Origin of the sequence: Devosia geojensis (assembly GCF_000969415.1) — a bacterium.
GTDB lineage: Bacteria > Pseudomonadota > Alphaproteobacteria > Rhizobiales > Devosiaceae > Devosia > Devosia geojensis.
The window spans coordinates 1-13,336 of sequence record NZ_JZEX01000141.1 but is presented as its reverse complement, the minus strand read 5'-3'; the positions used below and the strand labels follow the sequence as shown (position 1 = coordinate 13,336).

Below are 13,336 nucleotides of genomic sequence, written 5' to 3'. Positions count from 1 at the left end.
CCCCAACCCCTCCCCTCAAGGGGGAGGGGCGTCGCCCACCGGTGCTTCCTGTTCCAGATTTTTCGGACGCTGAACGATTTCTGAACATGCCGCTCCGGATGGGTTCAGAGCGGCAGGTGCAGAGTGCGGTCCATCGGCTGAAGCCCAAGCGGCGCAGCGCAGCAAAGGACAGGAGACTTCGAGATGACCGCCAAGACCTTGACCACTCTCGCCGCCGCCATCATCGCCACGGCGAGCCTTTCCCTTCCCGCCATGGCCGGCGGGCAGATCGCCATCAACTACGCGCCGACCGACCCGGAGCAGTCGCAGATGCTCTCGACGGGGCTGACCATTTTCGGGCTCGTCAACGGCCTCAAGAACGGCGCCAACGCCATCCAGAACGGCAACGGCAACAGCGCCGGCATCGGCCAGATGGGCTCGGGCAACAACGGCCTCATCGTCCAGGAAGGCGACGGCCACAACGGCACCATCCAGCAGACCGGCAACAACAACTCGTGCGGCCTCTTCCAGTTCGGCGAGGCGACCGACGCCGAGTGCGTGCAGAACGGCAACGGCCAGGCCGGCGCGACGGTGGTTCTCGGGTTCTAGGGACCCGCCGTCCCCGCTCCTCTCACCGGGTCATCCCCGCGAAAGCGGGGATCTCTGTTTTCCTGACCGGCCTCACAAACGAGGTTCCCGTTTTCGCGGGAATGACCCTGGTGGAACACCAAGCACGATGATTCGCCTCTCCTCTAGCGGGAGGGAGGCGATGGAGCCGCCGACTGGGGCCGGGAAATGGCCTAACCGCCCGCGCCCTGGTAGTTGCGGATGCACCAGCGCCAGTAGAGCATGGCAAGGATCGTGGCGATGGGGCCGGCGGCGAGGGCGAGGGGCGCGGCGGCAGGGCCCAGCAGCGGCACCTCCTTGTCGAGCAGCACGGCGGCCGGCACGTAGCTCATGAACGCCAGCGGCATCACGGTCACCATGATCGCCTGGATGATGCCGGGGAAGATGTTGAGCGGATAGCGCGCCAGCTCCCAGAAGCCGAAATAGATGGAATAGAGATGGCGCGAGCGCACCCAGACCAGGGCGCTGGCGCCGATGCTGGTGATGATCGCGGCGGTGATGAGGGCGGAGCTGACGAGCGCGCCGACGAGATAGAGGACGAGCGTGGGGTTCCAGCCGACATCGGCCTGCGTCAGGGCCCAGGTCATCAGCGGCAGGGCGAGCGTGATGTGCCCGGCATAGCCGATGTTGAAGCCGGAGAAGGCCAGATACGCCCATGGGCTGATCGGCTTGACCATCAGCGTGTCGAAGGTGCCGAGCCGCACGATGTCTTCCAACTGGCGGAACTGCACGAAGCTGAAGGCGGCGCCGAGCGAATAGCCGAGCAGGTGGAAGGAGAGGAGCAGCGCCATCTCGCTCCACACCCACCCGCCGATGTTCTCGAAGCGAAGGACGATGAGGGCGATGGCGGTATAGACGCTGGCGTAGGAGAAGGCCATGGCGATCCAGCCGAGGATCATCGCCCCGCGATATTCCATGGTCGCGCGCATATGGAGCTGGACGAGGAAGGGCAGGACGCGAAGGGCGGCGAGCATCGTTCAGCCTCCCTGCACGACGATGCGGTGGCGCGCCCGCGACCACAAGAGCCCGACGCCGGCGGCGAGAACCGCCGCCCAGCCGAGGCCTATCGCGAGGATGAGGCCGGTCTCCGCCGGCTCCAGTTTCCCGAGATAAACGGCCGTCGGGTAGTAGGCGACCCAGGCGAAGGGCAGGTATTGCGCGACCGCCGCGAGCGCGGGCGGAAAGAACCACAGCGGCAGGATGCTGCCGGAAAACAGCGCCATGATGCCGGTGAGGAACCATTCGAGCGAATGGGCGGTCATCAGCCAGAAGGCCAGGAGCCCGCAGGTCATCGCCAAGAGAAAATAGATGGCGAAGGAGAGCGCCCAGAAGCCGAGGAAGGAGGCGCCGTGCATGGCGCTGGCGGGCGGCTGGATGCCGTAGGTCACGCCGATGATGAGGGTGACCGGCAGGACGACGGCGAGGGTGTTGAACGCCAGGTTCCCGCAATGGGCGGCGAAGAGATAGAGCGGATAGTGCAGGGGCTTCAGCAGGAACACCGCAACGTCGCCGGTCTTGATGGCGACGTCGAGATCGCGCATGAGGAGCGCATGGTCCCAGACCCCCATCACGGCGGTGGCGAGGATGGCATAGGTGATCATGTCGGCGAGGGTGATGCCGTCGACGCTGGCGACGCCCGCATAGACCGCCATCCAGATGGCGATGCGGGCAAAGACCTGGATCAGTTGGCCGAAGAAGCTCGACCATGCCTGGTTGCGATAGGCGAGGCGCGTCTGGAAGGCGTTGGCGGCGAAGGCCGCATACATCGGCGCGCTCATTGCGGCACCAGCGCCGGGCGCTGCTGGTAGAAGGTGCGGATCACCTCCTCGATGTCGGGCTCCTCGAGAGAGACGTCCTTGAGGCCGTGGCCGCCGCCGAGCTCGGCGAGCACGTCGACCAGCGAGGTCTCCTCGTTCTCGATGAGGAAGTGCTTGCTGGCCCCTTCGTCGGATACCAGCCGGGCGCTCGTGAGCGAGACGGGTCCGGGGTCGGTGGCGAAATCGAGCTTCAGCCGGCGGCGGGCGCCGAGGGCGGTGCGCAGGCGCTTCAGCTCGCCGTCGAAAAGCAGCTTGCCGTCATCCACCATGATGAGGCGCGGACAGATCTCCTCGATGTCCTGCAGGTCGTGGGTGGTGAGGATGATGGTGACGCCGCGCTCGCGGTTGACCTCGGTCAGGAACTTGCGCACCGCGTCCTTGGCGACGACGTCGAGGCCGATGGTCGGCTCGTCGAGGAAGAGGATCCTGGGATCGTGCAGCAGAGCCATGGCCATCTCGGCGCGCATGCGCTGGCCGAGGCTCAGCTGGCGCACGGCGCGATCGAGGTAGCTTTCCATGCCGAGCATGCGGGTGAGATGGGCGAGGTTCTCGCGATAGCGCGCTTCGGGCACGTCGTAGATGCGCCGGTGCAATTCGAAGCTGTCGTGGACCGGCAGGTCCCACCAGAGCTGGCTGCGCTGGCCGAAGACGACGCCGATCTCGCGCGCGTTCACCATGCGCTCCTCGTGCGGCGTGCGGCCGAGCACGGAGAGGGCGCCGCCGGTCGGCACCAGAATGCCGGTCATCATCTTGATCATGGTCGACTTGCCGGCCCCGTTGGGGCCGAGATAGCCGACGGCCTCGCCGGCGCGGATCGTGAACGAGATGTCCTCGACCGCGCGCACCTCGGTGAACTCGCGCGAGATGAGCCCCTTGATCGCGCCGGCAAGGCCGGAATAGCGCTTGGGCTGGCGGAACCGCTTGGTCACGCCATCGGCAACAATGATCTCGCTCATCGCGGTCCCTCCCCAGGGGGCGGCGAGACTAGCCGATTCTGCGTTGGTGGCTATAGGCGGTTCGTTCGGCTTGTTTCCGGCGGCGGCAGGCCCTATCACTCACCCGCCTGATTTCCGGAGGAAGAGAATGGGGTTCCTGTCTGACGCATTGGGGCGGGTCGCGCCGTCGGCGACGGTGGCGATCAGCCAGAAGGCGCGCGAGCTCGCGCGGGCAGGCAAGGACGTCATCGCGCTTTCGGCGGGCGAGCCCGATTTCGACACCCCCGAGCACGTCAAGCAGGCCGCCATCCGCGCCATGGCCGAGGGCAAGACCAAGTACACCAATATCGACGGCATCCCGGAATTGAAGGAAGCGGTGGCCGCCAAGTTCCGCCGCGACAACGGTCTCGATGTCACCGCCGCCGACTGTTTCGTCGGCTCGGGCGGCAAGCAGATCATCTTCAACGCGCTCCTGGCGACGCTCAATCCGGGCGACGAGGTGGTGGTGCCGGTGCCCTATTGGGTGAGCTATCCCGAGATCGTGCGGCTCTGCGGGGCCGAGCCGGTGTTCGCGCTGGCGGATGCCTCGACGGGCTTCAAGCTCTCGCCCGAGGCATTGGAGCAGGCGATTTCGCCTAGGACCAAGTGGCTGATCCTCAACACGCCCTCGAACCCCTCGGGCGCCGCCTATACGGGCGAGGAACTGCGCGCGCTGGCCGACGTGCTCTTGAGGCACCCGCACGTCCATATCCTCACCGACGACATCTACGAGGTGCTCGTCTATGACGGCGGCACCTTCGCCACCATCGCGCAGGTCGAGCCGCAGCTTCAGGCGCGCACGCTGACCATGAACGGGGTTTCCAAGTCGCACGCCATGACCGGCTGGCGCATCGGCTACTGCACCGGGCCGCGCGAGCTGCTGGCGGCGATGACGAAGCTCCAGGGGCAGTCGACGACCAATCCCTCGTCCATCTCGCAATGGGCGGCGGTCGAGGCGCTGAACGGGCCGCAGGAATTCCTCAAGGACTGGCGCAGTGTTTTCCAGCGCCGGCGGGATCTGGTGGTCTCCGGCCTCAACGCCAATACCGGGCTCGATTGCCTGACGCCCGAGGGGGCGTTCTACGTCTTTCCCAGCGTCAAGCGGCTGCTGGGCAAGACCAGCGCCGCCGGCGCCAGGCTCGAGACCGACGAGGATTTCGTGCTGGCGCTCTTGGAGGAAACCGGCGTCGCGCTCGTCCACGGGGCGGCCTTCGGCCTTCCCGGCCACATGCGCCTCTCCTATGCGGCCTCGGACGCGGAGCTTGCCGAGGCGGTCAAGCGAATCCAGGAATTCTGCGCGGGGGTGCGGTAGGCACCTTCCCTCTCCCCTTGAGGGAGAGGGACAGATTTTCCGCGTTCAGCGGAAAATCAGGGTGAGAGGTCTGCGATGCTGCCGCAAGCGCGATGCGCCTCCCTCCCCCCTTGAGGGGGGAGGGGAGCGCCTACATTGCCGTCAGCGACCTGAACCAGCCCATCGATCCGGCCGATGAGTTGCCACCCGCGGACGCCAGGATATCCATCAGCTTGTAGGTCTCCTCGTAGCTGGCCATGGCCGCCTGGTAGAAGTTTTCGCCCCAGCCGGTGGCCTGGCGCTCCTCCGGGGTCATGGCGGCATAAAGGCTGATGATGTTCTGGCTGAAGGCGGTGGGGCTGCCGGATTTGGCCGCGTTCTTGAACGCGGCGTTGAGGGCGTTGCCGCTGCGGTTGCGCAGGCTCGCCTCGGCCGCGCGCACTTCCTCGCGCGAGAACTGGCTGCCTTCGTTGAGGGCGATGGCTGAGAGCGTGCGGCTGTCGAAGGCGTCGAGGTCGATGTAGGTGCCGATGGTGGTCGACTTGTTGAAGGTCGGCACGCGCCCGTTGGCGAGAGCGTCGGCATAGAGCTTGTCGAGCGCCTTGCGCGCGTCGCCCGCCACATCGGAGAAATCGCGCGGCGGCATCGTCTCGCCCGTCTCGCGCAGCTTGAGGTAGACGGCTACGGGATCGTTCTCGATGTCGGGCAGCGTTTTCGGGTCGGCGGTGAGCGTCTTGATGGCTTCGGTGAGGGCGGCGCGGGCGGACGTCCAGTCCCCCTCCGCCTTCTCCTCGGGGCCGAGCTCGTCGAGATATGCGGCGGCGGCCTTGTAGAGGCCGAGCCAGGAGCCGGTGACATCCGCGACGGCGGCGGGCCCGGCCATGGCCGCCTCGAACCGGCGCTGCATCTCGAGGTCGGCGGCCTCCTGCTCGTCGGCGGTGAAGAGGCCCTCGCCGTTGCTGGAGATGGCGTAGAGCTCGCGGTGGTCGAGGCTGGCCATGTCGAGGGCGAGCTTTCCGTCCTTGAGCGGCGAGGTGCGGCCGGCCTCACTCAACAGCTCGCGCAGCTTGGCCCGCGCCTCGGCGGCGACGGTGGCGAAGTCTTTTTCGCCGAGAGCCGCCTGCGCGGCTTCCGACAGGGTCACGGTCGCGGCGGGATCGCTCGTCGTCGCGCCGGTGGACTGTGCGTCCGCCGACGGCAGGCTGGACCCGGTCGAGCTCTTGGCGGCGGCATAGAAGTTGGCGGCCGAATAGGCGGTGTTGACGATGGACATGGCAGGTCCCCGGCGAATGGTGCTGCGCCATGCGATGCAAGGGGCGTGCCGCGGAGGGAGCACGGGAAACCGGGGAGTTCGGCCACGCGACGCCGGCGGCGAAGGCAAGATTTGCCGGGTGCCGGGCAAAACCGGCCGGCAACAAAAAGGCCCTGCCCGAGGGGATGGGCAGGGCCTGGCGGCCGGGCCGCCGGAGCGGCATGACCAAGTCGTGCAGTACGGATACGCCGTGCTGCGATCTGGTGACTGGAAGTATCCCGCATCGCGGACGGGCGCACAAACGCGAAGCGGGAAACGCTGCCATGCAGAAACGGGGGATTAGGTTCGGGACGCGCAAAAAAGAGGCTCCATCCGAAGATGGAGCCTTGATGACTGGGCCGAAGCCAAATCGGAAGTAATGGCATCGGGCGAGGGAGGAGGATACGCCGTCTGCCGGGTGGGCTCCGTGCCGAGGGAGGAGGATACGGCAGGAACCCGGTGTCGTAGTAGCGCCAGTCCGTGGGAGGAGGATACGGAGGGCGCCGCAGCGACGTGATGAGATATAGATTTTGACCGGGTGGTCAGCAATGCGGATTGCTACATGCCAGCCATGCGCTTCCTGCAGCGACATTCTGTCCTGCCTGGCGGCCATTTCCGGCGGGGCTTCGGGATGACGCGCGACAAGAAAAAAGGCTCCACTCGAAACCGAGCGGAGCCTGATGAAAAGGCCGAAGCCAAATCGAAAGTGGTGGCAGAGGCGAGGGAGGAGGATACGCCATCTGCCAATGGATCCTGACCGAGGGAGGAGGATTCGGTCCTGATCCGTGCCGCGAGAGCAGCAGTCCGTGGGAGGAGGATACGGGCGGCGTCTCAGCGACAAGACCAATATGGGACCACCCGGCTATTCCTGCAAGGGTGGCGCTCACATGTCAGCCATGCGATGCATGCAGTTCGTCGACCTGGAAAAACAAAGGCCTCGCTCGAGGGGGAGCGAGGCCTGAAGGTGCGGGGCTTGCGCCCCACAAGGAGGGAACGCAACAAGCGCCAGGGAGGGAGGAGGAAAGCGCTCGCTGTGTGAGGGCCGATATATTCACGACTGGCTTGGTAGGCAATCCCGGTACTGACATGTCAGCTATGCGGTGAACGCATGACGCCTGAATAACCCTTTGATTTCATTGCATTGTGTCAGTGAGATGACAATGGTCGTCGGGAGAATTTCTCGGCACGGTTTGTCCTGCGCGCCGCGCGGTTTGCTCCCATGAGTGTGGCTTTGGCCCCTGATCGTATGCTCCACCGGCTGTCATCCCGGCGAAAGCCGGGATCCGGTAAACAACACCGCTTCCGCTCGCGGACCAAATCACCACCTCCACCGGGTCATCCCCGCGAAAGCGGGGACCTCAGTTTCACTTATACAACGGAGTTTCCCGCTTTCGCGGGAATGACCCTGTGGTTGTTTCCCCTGAGGTGAAAAAACGCTGCTGCAGCGTTTACTGGGTCCCGGCTGGAGTTTACCCCGGACTTGATCCGGGGCCCGGATGACACCGAGGTGATGGGGAGGGGCGGCGCAAGATTCGCGGCTGCGCCGTTTATCCTCACAACCATCCGTTGCGCTTGAACAGGAGGTACGGCAGCACCGCCGAGAGGGCCATGAGGCCGATGGCGAAGGGGTAGCCGAAGGTCCAGCCGAGCTCGGGCATGACGGTGAAGTTCATGCCGTAGGCGGAAGCCACGAGGGTCGGCGGCAGGAAGATGACGGCCACCACCGAGAAGATCTTGATGATCTTGTTCTGCTCGAGGTTGATGAGGCCGAGGGTGGCGTCGAGCAGGAACGTGATCTTGGCCGAGAGGAACTCGGCATGGCTGATGAGCGCGGCGGCGTCCCGTTGCAGGCTCTTGAAGGCGGCGCGGGTCTCGCGCAGGGGCTTGCCGACCGGCCCTTCGCGCGTCTGGTGGAAGGCGACCATGCGCTGGATGGAAACCAGGCTTTCGCGCAGCAGCGTCAGGGCGTCGCCCTTCTGGCCGATCTTCTCGATCAGCGCCTGCAGGTCCTGCGTCTTGCGGTCGGCCTTGCCGGCGCCGCCGCGGAAGACGCCGTTGGAGATGGTGTCGATGTCGTTGCCGGAGTGCTCGAGCGCCTGGGCGAGGCGGTCGATCAATGCCTCGACGAGGCCCGCCATCACCGCCTCGCCGGTGGCGTAATTTTCGCCGTTCGGCTTGCCGGCGCGCTGGCGGAAGGTTTCGAACGGCTTGGGGTCCGCGTGGCGCAGGGTGATGAGCACGTTGGCGCGCAGCACGAAGGTCAGCGGGGTCTTGACGGGATTGCCCGCGGACATGCCCGCCATGGCGGTCATCGTCATCACCTCCGTGCCGGCCTCGCTGTAGAGGCGGGCGGAGGGCTCGATGTCCTGCATCTCCTCGCGCGTCGGCAGCTTCAGGTCGAGGGTCGATTCGACGAAGATGATTTCGGCGGGGGTGGGATCGAGCAGGTCGTACCAGATGGCCCCGTCATAGGCGCCGACGGCGGCCTTCTCGCTGAACGGGGTGCAAACGAGGTGATCGACTGCGGGGGTGCAGATGTGCAGCATTCTATAAGCTCCCGAGGGAAACGTCGTCGCGGACGCCGGGAGCCTGGGAATCAGCCCTGACGGCGTACCGGTCTAATGTTTCGACTTCGACTGTCAGGGTTCATGGGGTTTGTCCTTTCGGCGCGGCGCGAGCCGCGTCGGCTGACATACGCTCACCGTGGGCGAAGTCAAGCCGGCTTCTTACCCGTCGAATGCGCCGGTGAGGGCGCTGCGGAGCGTGCTGCCGGCGGGAAAGCCGAGGTCGGCGCCGGTGTCGAAGGCGATATCGTCGATGCGCCAGAGCGTCTGCCCGTAACGGCCCTCGACCGTCACCAGGTGGAGGGTATCGGTGTAGTCGGCATCGGGTTCGTCGGGGAATCCGTGGCGGATCGTGACCTGGGCCGCACCTGCCGTTTCGGTTCCGATGCTTGGCGTGCACTCGGGCGCATAATCCGGCGCGCCGCTCCACGGAACGCCGTCGCCGAGCGGCGGCTTCTCGTCCGGGTTCTCGGCCTGGATGGCGTCGTTGCGCTCGAGGGCGGCGTCGATCGCCGCGTTGAGGTCGGTCGTCAGCGCGGAGCGGATCGCCTCCACGTCGCCGCCGGTGAGCGCGAGGCAGAAGAGCTCGCCGATGAGCGCTGGGCCGGTCGGGGCCGGCTGGGCGAGGGCAGGGGATGCCAGAGCTGCGAGGGCCAGCGGGGCGAAACCCAGCCGCGCGGGCATCTCAGAAGCTCCACTCGCGCGCCTTGCCGACGAGGAAGTCGCGGAAGACGCCGACGCGCTTGGAGTTCTTGAGGGCCGGGGGATAGACGAAATACGCCTCGTATTCGGGGATTTCGATTTCGGTCAGCACCCGCACCAGGCCGTCTTCCTTCTCGGTCACGTAGTCCGGCAGCATGGCGATGCCGATGCCGGCGCGCGCGGCCTGCATCATGCCGTAGATGGCGTTGACCTTGAGCGCGGCGCGCCGCGGGTTGTTGTCGGGGCGACCGAGGCGCTCGAGGAAGTTGATGTCGCCGAGATAGGAGGGCACCGGCTCGCCGAACGAGATGATGCGATGGTCGTCCAGCTCCTCGACGGACTTGGGCGCGCCGATTTCGGCGACGTATTCGGCCGAGGCGTAGAAGTGGTTGTGCACCGTGAAGAGCTTGCGCTGGATCATCTCCGACTGGTTGGGACGATGCAGGCGGATGGCGACGTCGGCCTCGCGCATGGCCAGGTCGAGCTCGGCGTCGTTGAGGCGGATTTCGAGCTGGATCAGGGGATAGAGCTTCAAGAACTCGTCGATCCGCGAGGCCAGCCATGTGGAGCCGATGCCGACCGTGGTCGTCACGATCAGCGGGCCGGTCGGCACGTCCTGGCTCTCGGACATCTGCGTCTCGACCTGCTGCAGCTCCCAGTGCATGCGGTGGGCGGTGCGGAAGAGCTGCTCGCCGACCTCCGTCAGCACGAGCCCGCGCGCGTGGCGGATGAAGAGCTTCAAACCCAGGTCATCCTCGAGCGCCGATATCTGGCGGGAGACCGCCGACTGGCTCATGCCGAGCTTTTCGGCCGCATGGGTGAAGCTGCCCGACTCGGCCGCCGTGTGAAATATGCGCAGCTTGTCCCAATCGAGCATGTTCAGGCGCTTCCCCCTCTATTGACCGACCGCGCCCCGACCCAGAGGCGCGTCAGCCTACCCAGTTACTCCGCCGCTTCGGCGAGATCGTGTTCGGCCAGGAAGCGCTCGGCGTCGAGCGCGGCCATGCAGCCCATGCCGGCGGCCGTGACCGCCTGGCGATAAACGTCGTCGGTCACGTCCCCGGCGGCGAACACGCCCGGGATGTTGGTCTGGCTGGTGCCGGGTTTGACCAGGAGATAGCCGCCCGGCTTCATGTCGAGCTTGCCCGCGAAGATTTCGGTCGAGGGCGCATGGCCGATGGCGACGAACACGCCATCGACGGGCATCTCGTACTTCTCGCCGGTCAGGCGATTGCGCAGCACCGCGGCCTCGACCGACCGGGGCATGTCAGCGCCCTTGATGTCGACGACCTCGGTGTCCCAGACGACTTCGATCTTGGGGTTCTTGAACAACCGCTCCTGCAAAATCCGCTCCGCCCGGAACTCGTCGCGCCGGTGCACCACGGTGACCTTCTGGGCGAAATTGGTCAGGAACAAGGCTTCCTCGACGGCCGTGTTACCGCCGCCGACGACCATGACATTCTTGCCACGGTAGAAGAAACCGTCGCAGGTGGCGCAGGCGGAAACGCCGAACCCCTGGAAGTGCTGCTCGGAGGGCAGGCCCAGCCATTTGGCCTGGGCGCCGGTCGAGATGATGAGGCTGTCGCAGGTGTAGACGGTGCCGCTGTCGCCGGTGAGCGCGAACGGGCGATGGTCGAAATCCACCGAGACGATGATGTCGTTGACGATCCTGGTGCCGACGTGCTCGGCCTGCGCCTTCATCTGGTCCATGAGCCAGGGGCCCTGGATCACGTCGGCGAAGCCGGGGTAGTTCTCGACGTCGGTGGTGATGGTCAGCTGCCCGCCCGGCTGCATGCCCTGGATCATCACGGGCTCGAGCATGGCGCGCGCGGCGTAGATGGCGGCCGTATAGCCGGCCGGCCCGGAGCCGATGATGATGACCTTTGCGTGCATGGCGACGCCTTCTTCAACCAGTTGCGGGTTTAGTCCCCGCTACTAGATAATGGGTGCCGCAAGGGTCTTTCAAGACAAAGTCTAGTGGTTGAGGGGGCAAGTCGTCGCAGACTCACCGAAATTCACAGCCGTGCCCAAGAATTGGGCAGCGAACTCCTCGGTATGGCGGCCTTACCCTCTCCCGCACGGGGAGAGGGTATCCACGGGTTCTCAGACGTACTGGACGCGCAGGATCTCGTAGCTGCGGGCGCCGCCGGGGGCGGCGACCTCGAACGAATCGCCTTCGCCCTTGCCGATCATGGCGCGCGCGATGGGCGAGGAGATGGAGATGCGGCCCGACGAGGCGTCGGCTTCCGGGTCGCCCACGACCTGGTAGGTCTTTTCTTCCTCGGTGTCCTCGTCGACGAAGGTGACGGTGGCGCCGAACTTGACGGACGAGCCGGTGAGCTTGGTCACGTCGATGATCTCTGCAAGGGCGAGAATCGCCTCGAGCTCCTGGATGCGGCCTTCGTTGAGGCTCTGCGCTTCCTTGGCGGCCGAGTACTCGGCGTTCTCGGACAGGTCGCCATGGGCGCGCGCTTCCTGGATCGCTTCGATGATGCGCTTGCGCTCCTCGGACGTACGCCGCTGGTACTCGGCTGCGAGAGCCGCATGACCTGAGTTGGTCATCGGGATCTTGTCCATTCGTCTGCCTCCATAGGCTCGCGGCCGGAGCGGGTTCTCTGCCGCCTTCCGGTCTCGACATTGGTCTTCGCGTCCCGTCCGCCACAGGTCTGCGGGCGAGACGCCGTACATGCAAAAGCCCCCTGCCTTGGATGCTCGGCATCCGAGTCAGGATAACTTTTTCGGGAAATCGGTCCCAAATTGCCTTTCCCGCGCGTTGCGGTCAAGCCGGGACACACCAATGACATAGTGAGCACCGACCTCGATGCAAGTCAAAATGGTGTGGCCGGTGCGCAGCAGAAGGAATGGTGCCGTGAGATTTCAAGGACTTGGTATCGGGGGATGCGCGCTCGTCGTGGCCGCGACCCTGACGGGCGGTGCTTTCGCCCAGGAGATGGAGAGCAGCGCCGGACGCCTCGAGGCGCAGGTGGTCGCCGAGGGGCTCGACCATCCCTGGGCCCTCGAATTCCTGCCGGACGGGCGCATGCTGGTGACCGAGCGTAGCGGCACCATGCGGATCATCGCCGACGGCGAGGTGGGTGAACCCATCGAGGGCGTGCCGGCAGTCGTCGCACAGGGGCAGGGCGGTCTCCTCGACGTCGCGCTCGCCCCGGATTTCGCCACAAGCGGGCGCATATACCTCTCCTACGCCGAGCCCGCCGAGAGCGCCGGCCAGAACCGCGGCACCGGCACGGCGGTGATGGCGGCGACCCTCGCGCTCGACGAGGCCGGAGGCGCGCAGCTCGCTGACGGCGAGGTGATCTTCCGCATGAACCATTTCACCCCCAGCAACCGGCATTTCGGCTCGCGGATCGCCATCGGCAACGACGGCAATCTCTTCGTGACGCTGGGCGAGCGGGGACAGGCCGAGCGGGCGCAGGACGTTTCCGATCTTGCGGGCGCCGTGGTGCGCATCGGCCCGGACGGTTCGATTCCGGCGGACAATCCGCAGCCCGAAGGCTGGGCGCCGGAGCTCTGGAGCAAGGGGCACCGCAACCCGCAGGGCGCCGTCGTGCGCGAGAGCGACGGACAGCTCTTCATCGTCGAGCACGGCGCGCGCGGCGGCGACGAAGTCAACATGCCGCGCGCCGGCGCCAACTACGGCTGGCCGATCATCACCTATGGCGTCGACTATTCGGGGCTGCCGATCGGCGAAGGGACCGAGCAGGAGGGCCTCGAGCAGCCGCTCCATTACTGGGATCCTTCGATCTCACCCTCCGGCCTCACCTTCGTTTCGGGCGAGCTCTTCCCGGACTGGGAGGGCGACCTCATCACCGGAGGCCTCAGCGGGCGCACCATGGTCAGGATCGACATGGAGGGCGACGAGGTGGTCGGCACCGAGCCGCTCTTCGAGGGCCAGCTCGGGCGGGTGCGCGACGTGCGCATCGGCCCGGACGGCGCCATCTACGCCGTGATCGATTCCGGCTCGGCCGAAATCTTCCGCATCGCGCCGGGGGGTAGAGCGTGTCAGGCTTTATCGGAATCGGCGGTTCCTTCGCCTCCCTCCCCTTGAGGGGAGGGATTGAGGGTGGGGG

General features: G+C 66.1%; 13 protein-coding genes. 4 read left to right on the top strand and 9 right to left on the bottom strand.

The annotated features are described in order from the left end of the window. Nucleotides 1-183: 183 nt before the first annotated feature. Nucleotides 184-588 carry a hypothetical protein gene (locus VE25_RS16920; RefSeq protein ID WP_046109835.1) on the top strand — a complete coding sequence of 135 codons (405 nt, stop codon included), beginning with the start codon at nt 184-186 and terminating at the stop codon, nt 586-588. 191 nt (nt 589-779) lie between these two features. On the opposite strand, the gene VE25_RS16915 is transcribed toward VE25_RS16920, so the two are convergent. The 3 genes from VE25_RS16915 to VE25_RS16905 are packed head-to-tail and all read right to left on the bottom strand — an operon-like array spanning nt 780 to nt 3,379. After that, nucleotides 780-1,580 (bottom strand): ABC transporter permease, encoded by an 801-nt coding sequence (locus tag VE25_RS16915; RefSeq protein ID WP_046109834.1) that lies wholly within the window; start codon nt 1,578-1,580, stop codon nt 780-782. Nucleotides 1,581-1,583: 3 nt separating this feature from the next. After that, complete coding sequence (locus tag VE25_RS16910; RefSeq protein WP_046109833.1) at nt 1,584-2,384, bottom strand: ABC transporter permease; 801 nt, start codon at nt 2,382-2,384, stop codon at nt 1,584-1,586. After that, the gene (locus VE25_RS16905) at nt 2,381-3,379 is read right to left on the bottom strand and encodes an ABC transporter ATP-binding protein (RefSeq protein WP_046109832.1); all 999 of its coding nucleotides are present in this window, start codon (nt 3,377-3,379) and stop codon (nt 2,381-2,383) included. The genes VE25_RS16910 and VE25_RS16905 overlap by 4 nt, the downstream gene beginning before the upstream one ends. 127 nt (nt 3,380-3,506) lie before the next feature. On the opposite strand from VE25_RS16905, the gene VE25_RS16900 reads away from it, so the two are divergent. Continuing rightward, nucleotides 3,507-4,709 carry a pyridoxal phosphate-dependent aminotransferase gene (locus VE25_RS16900; RefSeq protein ID WP_046109831.1) on the top strand — a complete coding sequence of 401 codons (1,203 nt, stop codon included), beginning with the start codon at nt 3,507-3,509 and terminating at the stop codon, nt 4,707-4,709. A 130-nt stretch (nt 4,710-4,839) separates the two neighbouring features. On the opposite strand, the gene VE25_RS16895 is transcribed toward VE25_RS16900, so the two are convergent. Next, the gene (locus tag VE25_RS16895) at nt 4,840-5,961 is read right to left on the bottom strand and encodes a hypothetical protein (protein WP_052732047.1); all 1,122 of its coding nucleotides are present in this window, start codon (nt 5,959-5,961) and stop codon (nt 4,840-4,842) included. Between the two features lie 580 nt (nt 5,962-6,541). Between VE25_RS16895 and VE25_RS22780 the strand changes: the two genes are divergently transcribed. After that, nucleotides 6,542-6,736 (top strand): hypothetical protein, encoded by a 195-nt coding sequence (locus VE25_RS22780; protein WP_152664658.1) that lies wholly within the window; start codon nt 6,542-6,544, stop codon nt 6,734-6,736. A gap of 796 nt (nt 6,737-7,532) precedes the next feature. On the opposite strand, the gene VE25_RS16890 is transcribed toward VE25_RS22780, so the two are convergent. From VE25_RS16890 to greA, 5 genes are all read right to left on the bottom strand, one after another. Then, the gene (locus VE25_RS16890) at nt 7,533-8,525 is read right to left on the bottom strand and encodes a magnesium transporter CorA family protein (protein ID WP_046109830.1); all 993 of its coding nucleotides are present in this window, start codon (nt 8,523-8,525) and stop codon (nt 7,533-7,535) included. 180 nt (nt 8,526-8,705) lie between these two features. Further along, entirely contained in the window at nt 8,706-9,227 is a 522-nt protein-coding gene (locus tag VE25_RS16885; protein WP_046109829.1) for a YqhG/Tai3 family protein, read from the bottom strand. A 1-nt stretch (nt 9,228) separates the two neighbouring features. Beyond that, the gene (locus tag VE25_RS16880) at nt 9,229-10,122 is read right to left on the bottom strand and encodes a LysR family transcriptional regulator (RefSeq protein WP_046109828.1); all 894 of its coding nucleotides are present in this window, start codon (nt 10,120-10,122) and stop codon (nt 9,229-9,231) included. A gap of 65 nt (nt 10,123-10,187) precedes the next feature. After that, nucleotides 10,188-11,138 (bottom strand): thioredoxin-disulfide reductase, encoded by a 951-nt coding sequence (trxB, locus tag VE25_RS16875; protein ID WP_046109827.1) that lies wholly within the window; start codon nt 11,136-11,138, stop codon nt 10,188-10,190. Between the two features lie 210 nt (nt 11,139-11,348). Continuing rightward, complete coding sequence (greA, locus tag VE25_RS16870) at nt 11,349-11,822, bottom strand: transcription elongation factor GreA (RefSeq protein ID WP_046109826.1); 474 nt, start codon at nt 11,820-11,822, stop codon at nt 11,349-11,351. Between the two features lie 292 nt (nt 11,823-12,114). Here greA and VE25_RS16865 point away from each other — a divergent pair, with 292 nt between their 5' ends. Next, the gene (locus VE25_RS16865) at nt 12,115-13,314 is read left to right on the top strand and encodes a PQQ-dependent sugar dehydrogenase (protein ID WP_244466967.1); all 1,200 of its coding nucleotides are present in this window, start codon (nt 12,115-12,117) and stop codon (nt 13,312-13,314) included. The last annotated feature ends 22 nt before the right edge of the window (nt 13,315-13,336 follow it).